We start from the raw sequence: 14905 nt of genomic DNA, 5'->3' as shown, positions 1-14905 counted from the left end.
ACCATGACAACAACGGGAAGTGCGGGCGGGGGACCGGTCGCGGCATGGCCGGCCGCCGGGGGCCCGGCGGGGGCCCGGGAGAGCGGGGGCGGTACCGACGCCCCGGCGGTGAGGTTCACCGGCGTGTCGAAGTCCTTCCGCACGGACGGGCGTTCGGGCCGGTCCGTGCGCGCGGTGGACGGCGTCGACCTGACGATCGGGGCCGGCGAGACGGTCGCGCTGCTGGGCCGCAACGGCGCCGGGAAGTCGACCGCCATCGGGCTGCTGCTGGGGCTCGACGAACCCGACGAGGGGACGGTGGAGTTGTTCGGCCGTCCCCCGGAGCAGTCGGTGCGGGCGGGCCTGGTCGGTGCGATGCTCCAGGAGGGCCGGCCGATTCCGCGGGTGACCGTGAGAGAGCTGGTCGCCTTCGTGGCGTCCACCTACCCCGCGCCGATGGAGCTCGGCGAGGTCCTCGGACTCGCGGGCGCCTCGGCCTTCGCGGACCGCCGGGTCGACAAGCTCTCCGGCGGCCAGACGCAGCGGGTCCGCTTCGCGGTCGCCCTGGCGGGCAATCCCCGGCTCGTCGTGCTGGACGAGCCGACCGCCGCGCTGGACGTGGAGGCCCGGCGGGCGTTCTGGGACTCGATGCGCGCCTTCTCGGAGCGCGGCAACACCGTGCTCTTCTCCACGCACCACCTGGAGGAGGCGGACGAGAACGCCGCCCGGATCGTCGTCCTCGACCGGGGGCGGATCGTCGCGGACGACAGCGGGGACGGCATCCGGCGCACGGTGGAGGGTGGTCTCGTCGGGATCGACCTGGCGGGCGGCACCGCCGACGGGCTGGACCGCCTGCCGGGCGTGGTCGGTCTCGAAGTCCGTGGCGGACGGGCCGTGTTGCGGTCGGTGGATCCGGATGCCACCGTCGTCGCGCTGGCCGGGATGGGTGCGGTGCGCGGACTGCTCGTGTCGCGGGCCACGCTGGAGGACGCGTTCCTCGCCCTGACCGCCACCGCGAGTCCCGCCCGGACGCCCGAGGAGACACGGTGATGTACGCGTACGTGGTGCTGGAGGTCCGCCGGACCCTGCGGGACGGGGCGTTCCTGATCTTCGGAACCGGGATGCCGGTGCTGATGTACCTGCTCTTCACCAACGTCGGCGACACCTCGGCCGGAGGTGCGGGAGCGGACGACTGGCGGGCGTACTCGATGACCGGCATGGCCGCGTACGGGGCTCTCGGCTCCGCGATGTCGGTCGGTACGGGGATCGCGTCCGACAAGTCGCTCGGCTGGTTGCGGCAGTTGCGGATCACTCCGCTCGCGCCGTCGCGGATCGTGGTGGGCCGGGCCGTCAGCGGTTCGGTGACCGTGCTCCCGGCGGTGGTCGGCGTGTTGCTGGCCGGAGCACTGGTGAACCGAATCCAACTAGCCTGGTGGCAATGGGTGTTGCTCGTTGCACTGCTGTGGGTGGGTACGCTGCCGTTCACCTTGCTCGGCATCGGGAACGGCTACCGCCTCACCCCGCAGGGCACCGGAGTGGTCAACATCGCCTGCATGACGGGGTTCGCGGTGATCGGCGGGCTCTGGTTCCCCCTGGACTCCCTGCCCGGCCCCCTGCGGGCCGTCGGCGCCCACACACCCGCGCACGGACTCGCCGATCTCGGCTGGACGACGACGGCCGGACAGCCGCCGCACCTCTCCTCGATCGCCGAACTCGCTTTGTGGACCGCACTGTTCGGCAGTTACGCCGTCGTCTCGTACCGGCGTGCGGCGAGGACCCTGTGACGGCGGCCGGCGACCGGGCCCAGGAGCCCGGCGGTCCCGCGAAGTCGCACCGGAATCTCCGCCGCTCGACGCGCCGGAGACGGTGGAGGCGGTGGCCCGGCTCCGGGGCCCCGGGGCCGTACGCCCTGATGCCGTGGCTGCTGTTGGGGCTCGGGTCCTTCTCCAACCTGTGGAAGGGCGAGACGCCGAACCCGTGGGTGGGGGCGCTGGCCGTCCTGCTCTTCAACTCCTTCTACGTCCAGCTGGTGTTCAGGAGGTTCGCCGCACCGGGAATGCGGGACCGCGTGTCGATGGTGCTGCTCGGCGCGATGGCGGTCATCACCTTCGGGCTGGCGATCGGTTACGGCGGTTCCTGGCTGCTCTTCTTCCCGCTGCTCTCGCTGGCGTGCGGGACGATCCTGCGCGCCCGTTCACTCGCCCTCGGACTGGTGGTTCTGGCGGCCTGCGCGGTGGGCGTCGCACTGTGGCGCGGGAACCATGCGGCCGATCCCTGGACGATCGGCTACGGGACGTTCCTCTCCGGAGCGGTGACGGCGGCGATCCTCGCCCTCTCGGCGACCGTGCGGGAACTCCGCGCGACACAGGCGGAGTTGGCGCGCGGTGCGGTGGAGCGGGAGCGGCTGCGGTTCTCCCGCGACCTGCACGATCTGCTGGGCCACACCCTGTCGGTGATCGTGGTGAAGTCGGAGGCGGCCCGCAGGCTGGCCCCCAGGGACCTGGACGCGGCGTTGGGCCAGATCGCGGACATCGAATCGGTCGGGCGGCAGGCCCTCACCGAAGTCCGGGAGGCGGTGACGGGTTACCGCGCGGGCAGCCTCTCCGGCGAACTGGACCGGGCCCTCTCGGCGTTGGCCGCCGCCGGGATCGAGGGGACGGTCCACCGCACGGGGCCACCGCTGACCCCGCGCGCCGAGGCGCTGCTGGGCTGGGTGGTACGTGAGGCCGTGACCAATGTCGTACGGCACAGCGGAGCGACCCACTGTGTGCTCGCCGTCACGTCCGGGAGCGCACGGGTGCTGCTGACGGTCACCGACGACGGACCCGGCAGCGGACGCAGCGGCGCACCCCCCGAGAGCGCGGGGGCCGGGCACGAGCCTGGGCAGGGAGACGACGGGGGTACCGGACCGGACGACGCGGAGCCCCCGTACGCGTACGGGGGTACGGGCCTGGCAGGGCTCTCCGAACGGCTCGCCCTCGTGGGCGGTTCGCTGCGGGCCGCTCCCGGCCCCGACCGCGGTTTCGTCGTGCGCGCGGAGCTGCCCGGGGAGGCGCGGAACGAAGACGGGTACGCCGGGCGACCGGGCGACAGCGAGGAGGAACCGGGCAGCACCGGTCACTGAGCGGAGGGGCGTCGGCGCCTCGACGGGGCAAGGGGCAAGGGGCAGGGAGCGAGGGGGCGGGGGAAAGGGTAGGGGGACCGGGGACACGGGCGAGGGACCAGGGCGCCCGAAGGCACCTCGCTCACCCGCGCGCCAGTGGCACACTGGAGCGATGGTGACGCTGCCTGGGATCCCCGAACCGATAACGGCCGATCCGCCGCACGCCGCGGCCCCTCCGGTTCTCACCCAGTCCTGGCTCGATCTGGCCTTTCTCCACTGGGCCGTGGACCCGGCCCTCGTCGCCCCGCTGCTTCCCGCCGGGACCCGGCCGGACACGCTGAACGGCGTCACCTACGTGGGGCTCGTCGCCTTCCGGATGCATCGCGTGGGGTGGTTCGGTCTCCCCGGCATCCCGTATCTCGGTTCCTTCCCCGAGACCAATGTGCGCCTGTACTCGGTGGACGCCCACGGCCGGCGGGGCGTGGTCTTCCGCTCGCTCGACGCCTCCCGTCTGCTTCCCGTCGCCGTCGGACGGAGCGCGTTCGGCCTGCCCTACATCTGGTCGAAGATGGACATCCGACGGGAGCACGACACGGTGACCTACACCAGCCGGCGGCGGTGGGGCGGCCCCGCGGACGCGTACAGCCGGATCACCGTGCGCATCGGCGAACAGGTCGACGAGCCGTCGGAGCTCGAACACTTCCTGACCGCTCGCTGGGGCATGCACAGCACCTTCTTCGGCCGCTCCCGCTACCTCCCGAACGCCCACCCCCGCTGGCCCCTGCACCGCGCCGAACTCCTCGACTGCGGCGAGAACCTCATTGCCGCGGCGGGACTGCCCGCTCCGGCGGACGCGCCCGTCAGCGTGCTGTACTCGCCGGGAGTCCCCGTGCGGTTCGGGCTCCCGCCCCGCACTCCGGGCGGCGTCCCCACACCCTGACGGCCCGGCGCCCCCGGCCGTACCGACGGCGTGGCGGCACCTCGCGGCCCTACCCTCTTCTCCGTGACCGAGATGCCGCAGGACCACCGGCCCACCCCGTCCGTCCGCGTCCTGCTCGCCGAGGACCAGGGGATGATGCGGGGCGCACTCGCGCTGCTGCTGGGGATGGAGCCGGACTTCGACGTGGTGGCCCAGGTGGGTTCCGGGGACGAGATCGTGCCGGCGGCCCTCGCCTCCCGGCCCGATGTGGCGCTGCTCGACATCGAACTCCCGGTGCGCAGCGGCCTGGACGCCGCCGCCGACCTGCGTGAGCAGGTGCCGGAGTGCCGGGTGCTGATCCTGACGACGTTCGGCCGTCCCGGGTATCTGCGGCGGGCGATGGAGGCGGGTGCAGCCGGTTTCCTGGTCAAGGACGGCCCGGTGGAGGAATTGGCCGGGGCGATCCGCAAGGTGCTGGCCGGGGAGACGGTGGTCGATCCGGCCCTCGCGGCGGCGGCTCTCGGGGCGGGGCCGAGCCCGCTGACCGGCCGCGAGCGGGACGTCCTGAACGCCGCCTCCGGCGGTGCGACCGTCGCGGACATCGCGCGGCGGCTCCACCTGTCGGAGTCGACCGTGCGGAACTACCTCTCCTCCGCGATCGGCAAGACCGGCACCCGTAACCGCACGGAGGCGGCCCGGGCGGCCCGGCAGCAGGGCTGGCTCTGACCGGGCTCCCCCGCCCTCCGGCCTCCCCCGTGGCGTTCAGCGCCGCTGAGCGGCCCGTCCCGCCTTCGCGCCCGGCAGCCAGAGGAGCACCAGGAGGGCCGCCGCCAGGAGGACCCCGGACGCCGTGCGGAAGGCGAGGGCGTACCCGGCGGTGAGGTCGGCCGGGGTGGTCGAGTCGCCGGTCCGGGCGGCGGCGACCGTGGTGAGCACCGCGAGCCCGAGTGCCCCGCCCATCGTGCGGGAGGTGTTGACCAGGCCGGAGACCAGGCCGGCGTCCCCGGGTGCGGCACCGGAGGTGGCGAGGGAGGCGAGGGGGGTGGAGACGAAGCCCATGCCGAAGGCCATCAGGACGCCCGGCAGCAGGATTCCGGCCGCGTAGCGGCTGTCGGCGCTCATGGTGGACTGCCATCCGAAGCCCGCGACCGTGAGCAGGATGCCGGTGAGGGCCATCGGTTTCGCACCGGTACGCGCCATGAAGCGCGGGGCGAGTTTCGAGCCGAAGACGATCGCGGCGGAGGTGGGCAGCAGGGCGAGTCCGGCTTGCAGTGGGGTGTAGCCGAGCACGTTCTGCGCGTACACGGTCATGAAGTACCACATCGAGAAGGTGGCCGAGCCGAGCAGCAGCATCGACGCGTTGGCCGAGGCCACGGCCCGTACGCCCAGCACCCGCAGGGGCATCAGGGGAGCGGCCGTGTGCCGTTCAACCAGCACGAACGTGCCGAGGAGGGCCACCCCGCCGAGCAGCGGCACGAGCGTCGCGGGGGCCGTCCAGCCGGCCGCCTCGGTCTGCACGATGCCGTACGCGAGGGCGGCGAGGCCCGCGGTGACGAGGACGGCGCCCGGCAGGTCGATCCGGCGGCGCTCGCCGGCCCGGCCCTCGGCGAGCAGGAACAGTGCACCGGCCAGGACCAGGGCGCCCACGGGGACGTTGACCAGCAGGACCCAACGCCAGGAGAGCAGGTCCGTGAGGACACCGCCGATCAGCCCGCCCGCCGCTCCGCCGCCGGCGCCGACCGCCATCCAGGTGCCTATCGCGCGGACCCGTGCCGGGCCTTCGGGGAGCGCGGCGGTGAGGAGTGTGAGGGTCGCCGGTGAGAGGACGGCGGCGCCGAGCCCCTGTACGGCGCGGGCGGCCAGCAGCTGCCAGCCCTCCTGCGCGAGGCCGCCCGCGAGGGAGGCGGCGGTGAAGAGCCCGAGGCCGACGAGGAACATCCGCTTGCGGCCGAAGAGGTCGGCGGCCCGTCCGCCGAGCAGCATGAAGCCGGCGAAGGCGATCGAGTAGGCGTTGAGGACCCAGCTCAGTCCGGAGGCGCTCAGCCCCAGGTCGGTCCGCATCGACGGCAGCGCCACATTGACGACCGACACGTCGAGCACGACCAGGAACTGACCGGTGCAGGCGGCGACGACCGCCGCCCAGGTGCGGGGCCGCAGCCGGCGGGGAGCCGTACGGGTGTCCGGGGAGGCGTCGTCCAGCGAAGCGTCGTCCAGGGAAACGTCTGTCATGCCCGCCATCGTCTCCGGGACCGCGCCGCGCGTACACGGCGCAGGGGCGGGAGCGGGGACGGCCCTTGGGCCTACGCCCCCCGGGCCGGCATCGGCGGCGGACGGTTCGGGGTCGGTGAACGGTATCTCCCGGAGCAGCCCGCCGTCGTAGTCGTACAACTCCAGGGCGAAGGCGCCGCCGAAGCGCGTACGCAGCAGGGCGGCGAGGTCGTCGAGCCGGTCGGCCTCGACCTCACCGCTGATCAGGGTCTTGTGCTTGCCCGGCGGTTCCAGCTCGATCTGGCACCAGTCGGTGGTGACCTCGAACCCGTACCAACTGGAGCTGTGTGATTCCCAGCCCGCCCGCTCGAAGACCTCGACCACGGTGTCGGGACCGAAGCCGGTCACCGAGCCGCACACGGAGGGTCTCTCGCCGCCGGGCACGGCCTCTGGAGTCTGCGCGGGAGCCGCCGCATCGGTGGAATCGCTGGTCATGGGCGTCAACGTAGCAATCGCGTACCCCGCACCCCCGGCCGGACGGCCTCTCCCGCGTCCGCGGCCGAAGCCGGGTGGTTCCGCCGGGGCGCGCGGCGCCCGGTCTCCCGCGCCGGCGCAACACCATTGCGTCACATGCGAGTTGGTTCCGCCCCCGCCCCGGGAATACCCCCGCCCCAAGAAGCGTTCGGTATGCATGCACTTGGGGGGGTCCCTCCGGTGATCCATGCTGCCCGGAAGGCGAACGTATGCGACGGACGACGAACGAACAGACCACCGGGGGAAGTCCCGGTCCGCTTCGGGCGACCAAGGAACCAAGGGGAGCGCTCGTCCCCGTACTGGCCTTCGCGGGCATCACCGTCGCGGTGATGCAGACTCTGCTCGTACCCGTCATCAAGGACCTGCCCACCCTTCTCCACACCGCCCAGTCGAACGCGACCTGGGTGATGACGGCGACGCTGCTCGCCGGCGCCGTGTCCACCCCGATCATGGGGCGGCTCGGCGATCTCTACGGCAAGCGGCGGATGCTGATCGCCAGCCTCGCCGTGATGGTGCTCGGCTCGCTCGTCTGCGCCTTCACCGACGATCTCGTCATCATGATCGTCGGACGGGCGCTCCAGGGATTCGCCATGGGCGCGATCCCGCTCGGCATCGGCATCATGCGCGACGAACTGCCGCCGGAGAAGCTCGGCTCGTCGATGGCGCTGATGAGTTCCTCGGTCGGGGTGGGCGGCGGGCTCGGTATGCCCGGCGCGGCGCTGGTCGCCCAACACGCCGACTGGCACGCGCTCTTCCTCGGTTCGGCGGGGGTCGGCGCGGTGGCCCTGGTGCTGACGTTCTTCCTCGTGCCCGAGCCGCCGTTGCGCGCCCCCGGCACCTTCGACTACGCGGGTGCCTTCGGTCTCTCGCTGGGCCTGGTCTCCCTGCTGCTGCCCATCACCAAGGGCAGCGAGTGGGGCTGGACCGCGCCGCTCACCCTCGGCCTGATAGCCGGCGGGTTGCTGGTCCTCGTGGTGTGGGGTCTGTACGAACTCCGGGTCGCCGCGCCCCTGGTGGACCTGCGGACGACCGCCCGCCGCGAGGTGCTGCTGACCAATCTCGTCTCGATCATGGTCGGCATCTCCTTCTACGCCGTGTCGCTGGTCGTCCCGCAACTGCTCCAGCTGCCGAAGTCCACCGGCTACGGCCTGGGACAGTCCATGGTGGTCGCCGGTCTGTGCATGGCGCCGCTGGGTCTGACCATGATGTTCACCGCTCCGGTGTACGCGCGGATCGCCGCCCGGCGCGGCCCGAAGGTCTCGCTGATGATCGGGCTGCTGGTCATCGCGGTCGGTTACGGCGCCGGGACGCTCCTGATGGACGCGGCGTGGCAGACCCTGGTGATCTCCACCGTGCTGGGCGCCGGCATCGGACTCGCGTACTCTTCGCTGCCCGCGCTGATCATCGGGGCGGTGGACGCCTCCGAGACCGGTGCCGCCAACGGCCTCAACACACTGATGCGGTCGATCGGCACCTCGGCGTCGAGCGCCGTGATCGGCATGGTGCTGGCGAACACCTCCGTCATCAGGGGCGGGGTGGCGGTTCCCTCGATGGACGGGTTCCGGACGTCCTTCATGATCGCGACCGGGGCGGTGCTGGTCGGTCTGGTGCTCGCCGCGTTCCTGCCTTCTCAGCGCCCCGCCTCGCGTCGGGTGCTGGTCGCCGACAGCGAGAGCGACGCGCTGCTCGCGGAGGCCGAGGCGCTGGTGGCGATCGAGGCCGTCCTGCACGGCGAGGCGTCCGCGCCGTCCGCCGGCGGTTCACGGATCGTCGCGGGCTCCGGCGGTTTCCAGGGCCGGGTGCTGGACAAGGCCGGCGCACCGGTGGCCCGGGCGACCGTGACGCTGGTCGACCGGCAGGGCCGGCAGGCCGGTCTGGCCGTCGCCGACGACGAGGGGCGGTACGCGCTGGCGGCCGCCCCCGAGCCGGGCCAGGTGCTGGTCGTGACCGCCGCCGGGTACGCGCCGCGCGCCCGGGGCACCGTCTGCGCGGCGAACGGGCGGCAGGCGGTGGCCGATCTGGTGCTGACCGCCGCTGTCCCCGAGCAGCGCGGTGCCGGGGTGTCGCCCGGGGCCGGGACGGTCCGGACGGCGCCGGAGGCACTCGTGGAGGAGCGCCGCGTCTGACCGGCCGGTCCCGGCCGGACCCGGCCGGAAGCCTTCCCCGCACGCCCCCGCCGGTCCGTCCGGCGGGGGCGTGCGGCACGATGGGGCCGCCGTCGACACACCCGTACCGCCTGGAGGAACCCGTGGCCGCCGAGCCCGCCGCCCCCGTCGCCGATCCCGACGCCCGCCCCGCCGACGCGGTGCTGGCCTCCTTCGAGAAGGCCAAGGGGTTCATGCCGGTACGGGAGGGTCTGGCGCTGTACGCGGCCGCCGTCGACGCCGCGCGGCTCGGGCTGCCGCTGCTGGAGGTCGGCACCTACTGCGGACGCTCCACCCTCCTCCTCGCCGACGCGGCCCGTGCCGCGGGGCTGACCGCCCTGACCGTGGACCACCACCGGGGCAGCGAGGAGCAGCAGCCGGGGTGGGAGTACCACGACACGTCCCTGGTGGACCCCGAGGTGGGCCGGATGGACACGCTGCCGACGTTCCGGCGGACCCTGCACGCGGCGGGTCTGGAGGACCACGTGGTCGCGCTGGTGGGGCGTTCCCCGCAGGTCGCGGCGGTCTGGGGCGGGGCGCTCGGCCTCGTCTTCATCGACGGCGGTCACACCGACGAGCACGCGAACGGCGACTACGAGGGCTGGGCGCCCCACCTCGCCGAGGGTGGCCTGCTGGTGATCCACGACGTGTTCCCCGACCCGGCGGACGGCGGCCGGGCCCCGTACCGGGTGTACCGGAGGGCGCTCGCCTCCGGTGCCTTCGCCGAGATCTCCGTGACCGACTCGCTGCGCGTGCTGCGGCGCACGGGGCAGGGGATCTGAGGGCCGTCGGTACCATCGCCCGCGTGCCGTACACCAGCATTCCCCCCACCCCGCCCGCCTCCCCCGTCCCGCGCCCCTCGCCCGCGCGCTCCGCAGCCCGCCGGCCGGTCCGCCGGCCGGTCCGCGCCGCCGGGCTCACCGCGCTCGCCGTCCTCTGCCTGCCGGCCCTCGCGGGGTGCGGTGGCACGGAAGGGCCGGCGCGGCCAGGCGCGGGGACCACCGCGGCCACCTCACCGGCCGCGTCACCGGCCACGTCCGCGCCGGCGGCCGGTGGGAGCGGGAGGACCTCGCCGGAGCGTCCGCTCGCGGGCCGCACCGTGGTGATCGACCCCGGTCACAATCCGCGCAACCACGAGCACACCCGTGAGATCGGGCGGCAGGTGGACATCGGTACGGGGCACAAGGAGTGCGACACGACCGGCACGTCCACGGACGCCGGTTATGCGGAAGCGCGGTTCACGCTGGACGTGGCCCACCGGATGCGTGACCTGCTGGAGGCACAGGGCGCGAAGGTGGTCCTCACCTACGACGACGACCGCCCGTACGGCCCGTGCGTGGACGAGCGGGCCCGGATCGGCAACGCGGCGAAGGCCGATGCCGTGGTCTCCGTCCACGCGGACGGTTCGGCCGTGGGCAACCGGGGGTTCCACGTGATCCTGCCCGCGCTGGTACGGGACGGGGCGGCTGACACCTCGCGGATCGTGAGTCCCTCGCGCGATCTGGGGACACGTATCGCGGGCAGGTTCGTGGCTGCCACCGGCAGTGCGCCGTCCAACTACATCGGTGGCGGAACGGGGTTGGACGTCCGCGACGATCTCGGCGGGCTCAACATGTCCACCGTTGCGAAGGTGTTCGTCGAGTGCGGCAACATGCGCGATCCGAAGGACGCCGCCCTGCTGACGAGTGCCCGCTGGCGTCAGCGGGCCGCCGAAGGGATCAGTGACGGCATCGCCGTCTACCTGAGGGGGTAGTTCTGCGGGTATATCGGAGGGATGACGGCCCCGTCCTGCAAGCCGGGGGCCAACCCGCCCGGGCAGACGATAGATTCATCCGTACGATGGGGAGCCGCCCCGGGCTTCTCGGCGCGTCCGCGGGAGAGCCCCGGGCGCAGCGACGACCGTCCCGACGAGACGACCGACTAAGGACCTTCACGTGAATATCCGCTCCCTCACTAGAGGCGACGGCGTGGTGATCGGAGCAGCGGTCGTGCTGTTCATCGCCTCCTTCCTCGACCTCTCTGGTTATGACTGCCCCCGTGGCGTCGACTGCTCGGGCTTCGACAGCGCGAGTGCCTGGGATTCGCTCTCGCTCCTCATGAGCATCTTCCTGGCCGGTGTCATCGGAGCGGCGCTGCTGATCGTGAGCCGCTCGACGCCGGGCCGCAAGATCGTCGGTCTGGACCTCGGGCAGTTCGGCGTGGCCCTGACCGTCTTCGCGCTGTGGACCGCGTTCTGGACGACCATCGACGCCGGTGACGCGGGTGCCGGGCTGATCCTCGGCCTGCTGGCGACGCTGGTGCTCGCCGGTGCGGCGGTCGCCGGACCGCTGGTTCCCGCGCTCAGGGCTCCGCTCGCGTCCGGCCCCCGGCCGGCCGCCGCCACCCCGTCGCCGTACGGCGCGCCGTCGCAGGGCCAGGGGTACGGCTACCCGGGCGGTGGGCAGCCCTTCGGTTCGCAGGCCGGGGCGCCGCAGCCCGGACAGCCCCAGCCGTTCGGCGCGCAGTCGGCCCCGCAGGCCGCCCAGGCCCCGCAGGCCCCGCAGGCCGCCCAGGCACCGCAGCCGCAGTCCGGCGGTGCGCCGGCCGGTGACTTCACGCCGTTCTGGTTCGCGGTGCCGGTGCCCCGTCCGCTGTACGGCGAGGACGGCTCGTCCGGTCAGATCGCTGAACTGGCCCCCGGTACCTGGTACCTCGCGGTCGAGCAGCGCGGTCAGAACCTGATCGCGCAGACGCAGGACGGCCGCCGCGGCGTGCTCCAGGACACCTCGGGCATCCAGCGCGGCTGATCCGCCCGTCCGTTCACCACGAAGGCCCCCGACCGCCGGGTTCAAGCGGTCGGGGGCCTTCGCGTCCTGTCAGCGCTCCGTCAGGTTCCGTCAGCGTCGTCAACCGGTACGCCCTGCGGCTCCGTTCACCCGAAGGACGAGCGTGCGAGCCAGAAGTCCAGGAACGCCGCGTCGCCGCGCACCTCCAGGCCGTCGGCGCCGGGTGCGATCCGCCGGTTCATCAGCAGCATGAGGTCGGTGAGGGTGCCGCGCACGGCGACGGTGGCCTTGGCGTGGGCGTGCCGCCAGGTGAAGCCGTCCTCACCGAGTTCGACGAGCCATTCGGCGCCGGGCACGTCGGTGGCGTGCAGGTGCAGGGAGCGTCCGCCGCCCCGCAGTTCGGCGGCCTCCGGGTCGCCCTCCACTTGCGCGTGGGAGACGATCCTGAGCCATTCGTCGATCGTGTCGGCGGCGACGTCGGGGGCCGGTGCGTAGGCGGCCCCCGCGGTGAGGGCGGCGTCCGCGAGGTGGACGACCGTCTCGTGCGTCATGCGGCGGGCCCAGAACGCGGCGCTGCCGTCCCACCCCCAGGTCCAGACGGTCGCGTCCGGTCCGGCCTCCCGCAGGGCGAGCGCGGTCGCCGCCGCGCCTTCGGCCAGCCAGGCGTCGAGGGCGGCGCGGCCGTCGTCGCCCGTGGCGCTGCCGGGACCCGCACCCTCCGGCCCCGCGAAGCCCGGGACGAGCGCGTCGGGGAGGTCGTCCCGGGCGCGGGTCCGCACGAGTTCACCGGCCCACCGGTGGGCCCCACCGACGTGCACGGCGAGGTCGCGCAGGGTCCACGCGGGGCAGGTGGGGACCTTCGCCGTGAGGTCGGCGCCGACGAGCACGGACCTCAACCGGTCCGCCTGGAGCAGGAGTTCGGAGCAGTAGCGGTCGTGGGGGAGCGTAGTCATCCGGACATCGTAGGGAGTGACCGGCTCGTCCCGTCCACTGGCGCCCCCGTCCGGTCGTACCGGCGCGCGGAAGAACGCCACCAGGTTCGGCCGTACGGGTTTCAGGCCGGAGGCAGCGGCAATCCGGTGTGCATGTCCTACAGACGAGGCTCAGGAAGCAGCACCGCGGGGCGCGCGATAGCCGTCATCGCGGACATCATGGCCTTCATCATCATTCTGTGGATCCTGATGTACCTGCTCGACGCCAACAGGGGCAACGAGCTGGTGCAGTTCGTGCAGGATTCCGCCCGATGGCTGGCCGGTTGGTCGTACGACCTGTTCACCTTCGACGAGGCGTGGGCGCGGGTGGTCGCCGGATACGGGCTGGCCGCCGCCGTCTACCTCTTCGTCGGTCACGCGGTGGCGGGCCGTCTCCGTCGTACCTGAATCACCCGCACTCCCCGGCAGGAAATTCTCGTGTCCGGAGGTCAGGAGCAGCAGTCGGGTTCCAGGCCCCTCGGCAGCCGTTCTCCCCCGAAGACAGCGGTGGTCGCCTCGTCCCCCCCGAGTGCGGCCACCGCGAGCAGCAGTGAGCCGGCGGTCCAGGTGGTGAGTTCCTCGGGCCAGACGGCACGTTCGCCCTCGAAGACGTATCCGGTCCAGTAGAGGCCACCGGGCTCGCGCAGGTGCTGGATGGACTGGAGGATCTCCAGGGCACGGTCGGACTCGCCCATCGCCCAGAGCGTCAGGGCGAGTTCGCAGCTCTCGCCGCCGGTGACCCAGGGGTTGGGCAGTACGCAGCGCACGCCGAGGCCGGGTACGACGAACTCGTCCCAGCGCTCGTCGATCCGCCGCTGGGCCTGCGCACCGGTGACCGCGCCACCGAGTACCGGGTAGTACCAGTCCATCGAGTAGTGGCTCTTGTCCAGAAAGCGCTCCGGGTGCGCGACGATGGCGTGGGCCAGCGCTCCGGTCGCCAACTCCCAGTCGGGTTGCGGCTCTTCGCGTCGTTCCGCGAGGGCGAGGGCGCACCGCAGGGCGTGGTGGACCGAGGATGAGCCGGTCAGCAGCGCGTCGGTGACGGGGGTGCCGTCCTCTTCGCGCTTCCAGCCGATCTGGCCGCCGGGCTGCTGGAGCCCGAGGACGAACTCGACCGCCGCGAAGACCATCGGCCACATCCGGTCGACGAACGCGTCGTCCCCGGTGGCGAGGTAGTGGTGCCAGACGCCGACGGCCACGTACGCGCAGAAGTTGGATTCCCGGCCGCGGTCGGTGGGTCGCTCCGGATCACCGTCGTGGTAGGCGGCGTACCAGGAACCGTCCTGGTTCTGGCTGCGGACCAGCCACTCGTAGGCCCGCTCGGCGGCTTCGTGTTCGCCGGCGGCGTCGAGGGCCATGGCGGCCTCGGTGTGGTCCCAGGGGTCCAGATGGTGGTCGCGGAACCAGGGCAGCGCACCGTCCTCGCGCTGCACGCCGAGTAGGGCGGAAACGGTCTCGGATGCCTGATCAGGCGTCAGGACGCCTGGCAGGACCAGGTGTTCGGTCCGTTCGGGGAGGGTCACGCCTCTGCCTTCGGGAGGTGCGGCTTCGTCGCGTACGCCACGAAGCTCTTTCCGACGACCGGGTTGAGCAGCTGCTCGGCGACCCGGGTCACCGCGGGCTTCTTCATGATGTCCCACACGAGCAGCTTGTGGTAGGCGCGGACGGGAAGCGCCTTGTCGTTGTCCACGCCGAAGGCGCACTTGAGCCACCAGTACGGCGCGTGCAGGGCGTGGGCGTGGTGGGTGCCGTACGGCTTCAGGCCGGCTTCGCGGATCTTGCGGAGCAGTTCGTCGGCCTTGTAGATACGGATGTGGCCGCCCTCGACCTCGTGGTACGCGTCGGAGAGGGACCAGCAGACCTTCTCGGGGCCGTAGCGGGGCACGGTGATCGCGATGCGGCCGCCCGGCTTGAGGACGCGGACCATCTCGGCGAGGACGCCCTTGTCGTCGGGGATGTGCTCCATCACCTCGGAGATGATCACGACGTCGAACGAGGCGTCGGGGAAGGGCAGGTTGAGGGCGTCGCCCTCCATGGCGGTGGCGGTCGCGCCGGCCGGGGCCTCGCCCTCGGCCCTCATCGCCGCGAACCACTTGGCGACCTCGCGGATCTCCTCGCCGTTCTGGTCCAGGGCCACGACCTGGGCTCCGCGCCGGTAGCACTCGAAGGCGTGCCGTCCGGCACCGCAGCCGAGATCGAGCACACGGTCGCCTGCGGCGAGCGGGAAGCGGGTGAAGTCGACGGTCAGCACGAGGGCCTGCCTTCGAGGTCGGTGGTACGGG

14 protein-coding genes are annotated in these 14905 nt (G+C 72.8%); 10 read left to right on the top strand and 4 right to left on the bottom strand.

The features are described from left to right. The first annotated feature begins 108 nt into the window (after positions 1–108). The 5 genes from ACFYPN_RS00755 (at position 109) to ACFYPN_RS00735 (ending at position 4727) form a co-directional block, all read left to right on the top strand. Positions 109–1029, top strand: a complete 921-nt coding sequence (locus ACFYPN_RS00755) for an ABC transporter ATP-binding protein (protein ID WP_389296570.1) — start codon at positions 109–111, stop codon at positions 1027–1029. Continuing rightward, entirely contained in the window at positions 1029–1763 is a 735-nt protein-coding gene (locus ACFYPN_RS00750) for an ABC transporter permease (protein ID WP_389296338.1), read from the top strand. Before ACFYPN_RS00755 ends, ACFYPN_RS00750 begins: the two co-directional genes overlap by 1 nt. Positions 1764–1891: 128 nt before the next feature. Further along, positions 1892–3103 (top strand): sensor histidine kinase, encoded by a 1212-nt coding sequence (locus ACFYPN_RS00745; RefSeq protein WP_389296337.1) that lies wholly within the window; start codon positions 1892–1894, stop codon positions 3101–3103. A gap of 151 nt (positions 3104–3254) precedes the next feature. Continuing rightward, positions 3255–4022: a YqjF family protein gene (locus ACFYPN_RS00740; protein WP_389296336.1), complete on the top strand. Its 768-nt coding sequence runs from the start codon at positions 3255–3257 to the stop codon at positions 4020–4022. Between the two features lie 72 nt (positions 4023–4094). Further along, positions 4095–4727, top strand: a complete 633-nt coding sequence (locus ACFYPN_RS00735) for a response regulator (protein WP_389296569.1) — start codon at positions 4095–4097, stop codon at positions 4725–4727. A 36-nt stretch (positions 4728–4763) separates the two neighbouring features. Here the strand turns inward: ACFYPN_RS00735 and ACFYPN_RS00730 are convergent, their stop codons facing one another. Next, positions 4764–6239 (bottom strand): DHA2 family efflux MFS transporter permease subunit, encoded by a 1476-nt coding sequence (locus ACFYPN_RS00730; RefSeq protein WP_389296568.1) that lies wholly within the window; start codon positions 6237–6239, stop codon positions 4764–4766. A 713-nt stretch (positions 6240–6952) separates the two neighbouring features. On the opposite strand from ACFYPN_RS00730, the gene ACFYPN_RS00725 reads away from it, so the two are divergent. The 4 genes from ACFYPN_RS00725 (at position 6953) to ACFYPN_RS00710 (ending at position 11673) form a co-directional block, all read left to right on the top strand. Continuing rightward, entirely contained in the window at positions 6953–8869 is a 1917-nt protein-coding gene (locus ACFYPN_RS00725; protein WP_389296335.1) for an MFS transporter, read from the top strand. Between the two features lie 212 nt (positions 8870–9081). Continuing rightward, positions 9082–9669, top strand: a complete 588-nt coding sequence (locus ACFYPN_RS00720) for a class I SAM-dependent methyltransferase (RefSeq protein WP_358758752.1) — start codon at positions 9082–9084, stop codon at positions 9667–9669. Between the two features lie 23 nt (positions 9670–9692). After that, positions 9693–10640 (top strand): N-acetylmuramoyl-L-alanine amidase, encoded by a 948-nt coding sequence (locus tag ACFYPN_RS00715; protein ID WP_358758666.1) that lies wholly within the window; start codon positions 9693–9695, stop codon positions 10638–10640. 181 nt (positions 10641–10821) lie between these two features. Next, positions 10822–11673, top strand: a complete 852-nt coding sequence (locus ACFYPN_RS00710; protein ID WP_389296334.1) for a DUF5336 domain-containing protein — start codon at positions 10822–10824, stop codon at positions 11671–11673. A gap of 125 nt (positions 11674–11798) precedes the next feature. Here the strand turns inward: ACFYPN_RS00710 and ACFYPN_RS00705 are convergent, their stop codons facing one another. Continuing rightward, positions 11799–12605 carry a maleylpyruvate isomerase N-terminal domain-containing protein gene (locus ACFYPN_RS00705; RefSeq protein ID WP_389296333.1) on the bottom strand — a complete coding sequence of 269 codons (807 nt, stop codon included), beginning with the start codon at positions 12603–12605 and terminating at the stop codon, positions 11799–11801. Between the two features lie 132 nt (positions 12606–12737). Here ACFYPN_RS00705 and ACFYPN_RS00700 point away from each other — a divergent pair, with 132 nt between their 5' ends. Beyond that, on the top strand, positions 12738–13031 hold the full coding sequence (locus ACFYPN_RS00700) for a hypothetical protein (protein ID WP_275494475.1): 294 nt from the start codon (positions 12738–12740) through the stop codon (positions 13029–13031). Positions 13032–13072: 41 nt separating this feature from the next. On the opposite strand, the gene ACFYPN_RS00695 is transcribed toward ACFYPN_RS00700, so the two are convergent. Together ACFYPN_RS00695 and ACFYPN_RS00690 are read right to left on the bottom strand one after the other, a co-directional pair. Then, positions 13073–14146, bottom strand: a complete 1074-nt coding sequence (locus tag ACFYPN_RS00695; RefSeq protein WP_389296332.1) for a prenyltransferase — start codon at positions 14144–14146, stop codon at positions 13073–13075. Beyond that, the gene (locus ACFYPN_RS00690; protein ID WP_358758658.1) at positions 14143–14874 is read right to left on the bottom strand and encodes a class I SAM-dependent methyltransferase; all 732 of its coding nucleotides are present in this window, start codon (positions 14872–14874) and stop codon (positions 14143–14145) included. The genes ACFYPN_RS00695 and ACFYPN_RS00690 overlap by 4 nt, the downstream gene beginning before the upstream one ends. Positions 14875–14905: the final 31 nt, after the last annotated feature.

The organism is Streptomyces sp. NPDC005576 (assembly GCF_042871745.1).
GTDB lineage: Bacteria > Actinomycetota > Actinomycetes > Streptomycetales > Streptomycetaceae > Streptomyces.
Note: the sequence above shows the minus strand (reverse complement) of the source record. Positions and strands in the feature narration are given on the sequence as shown.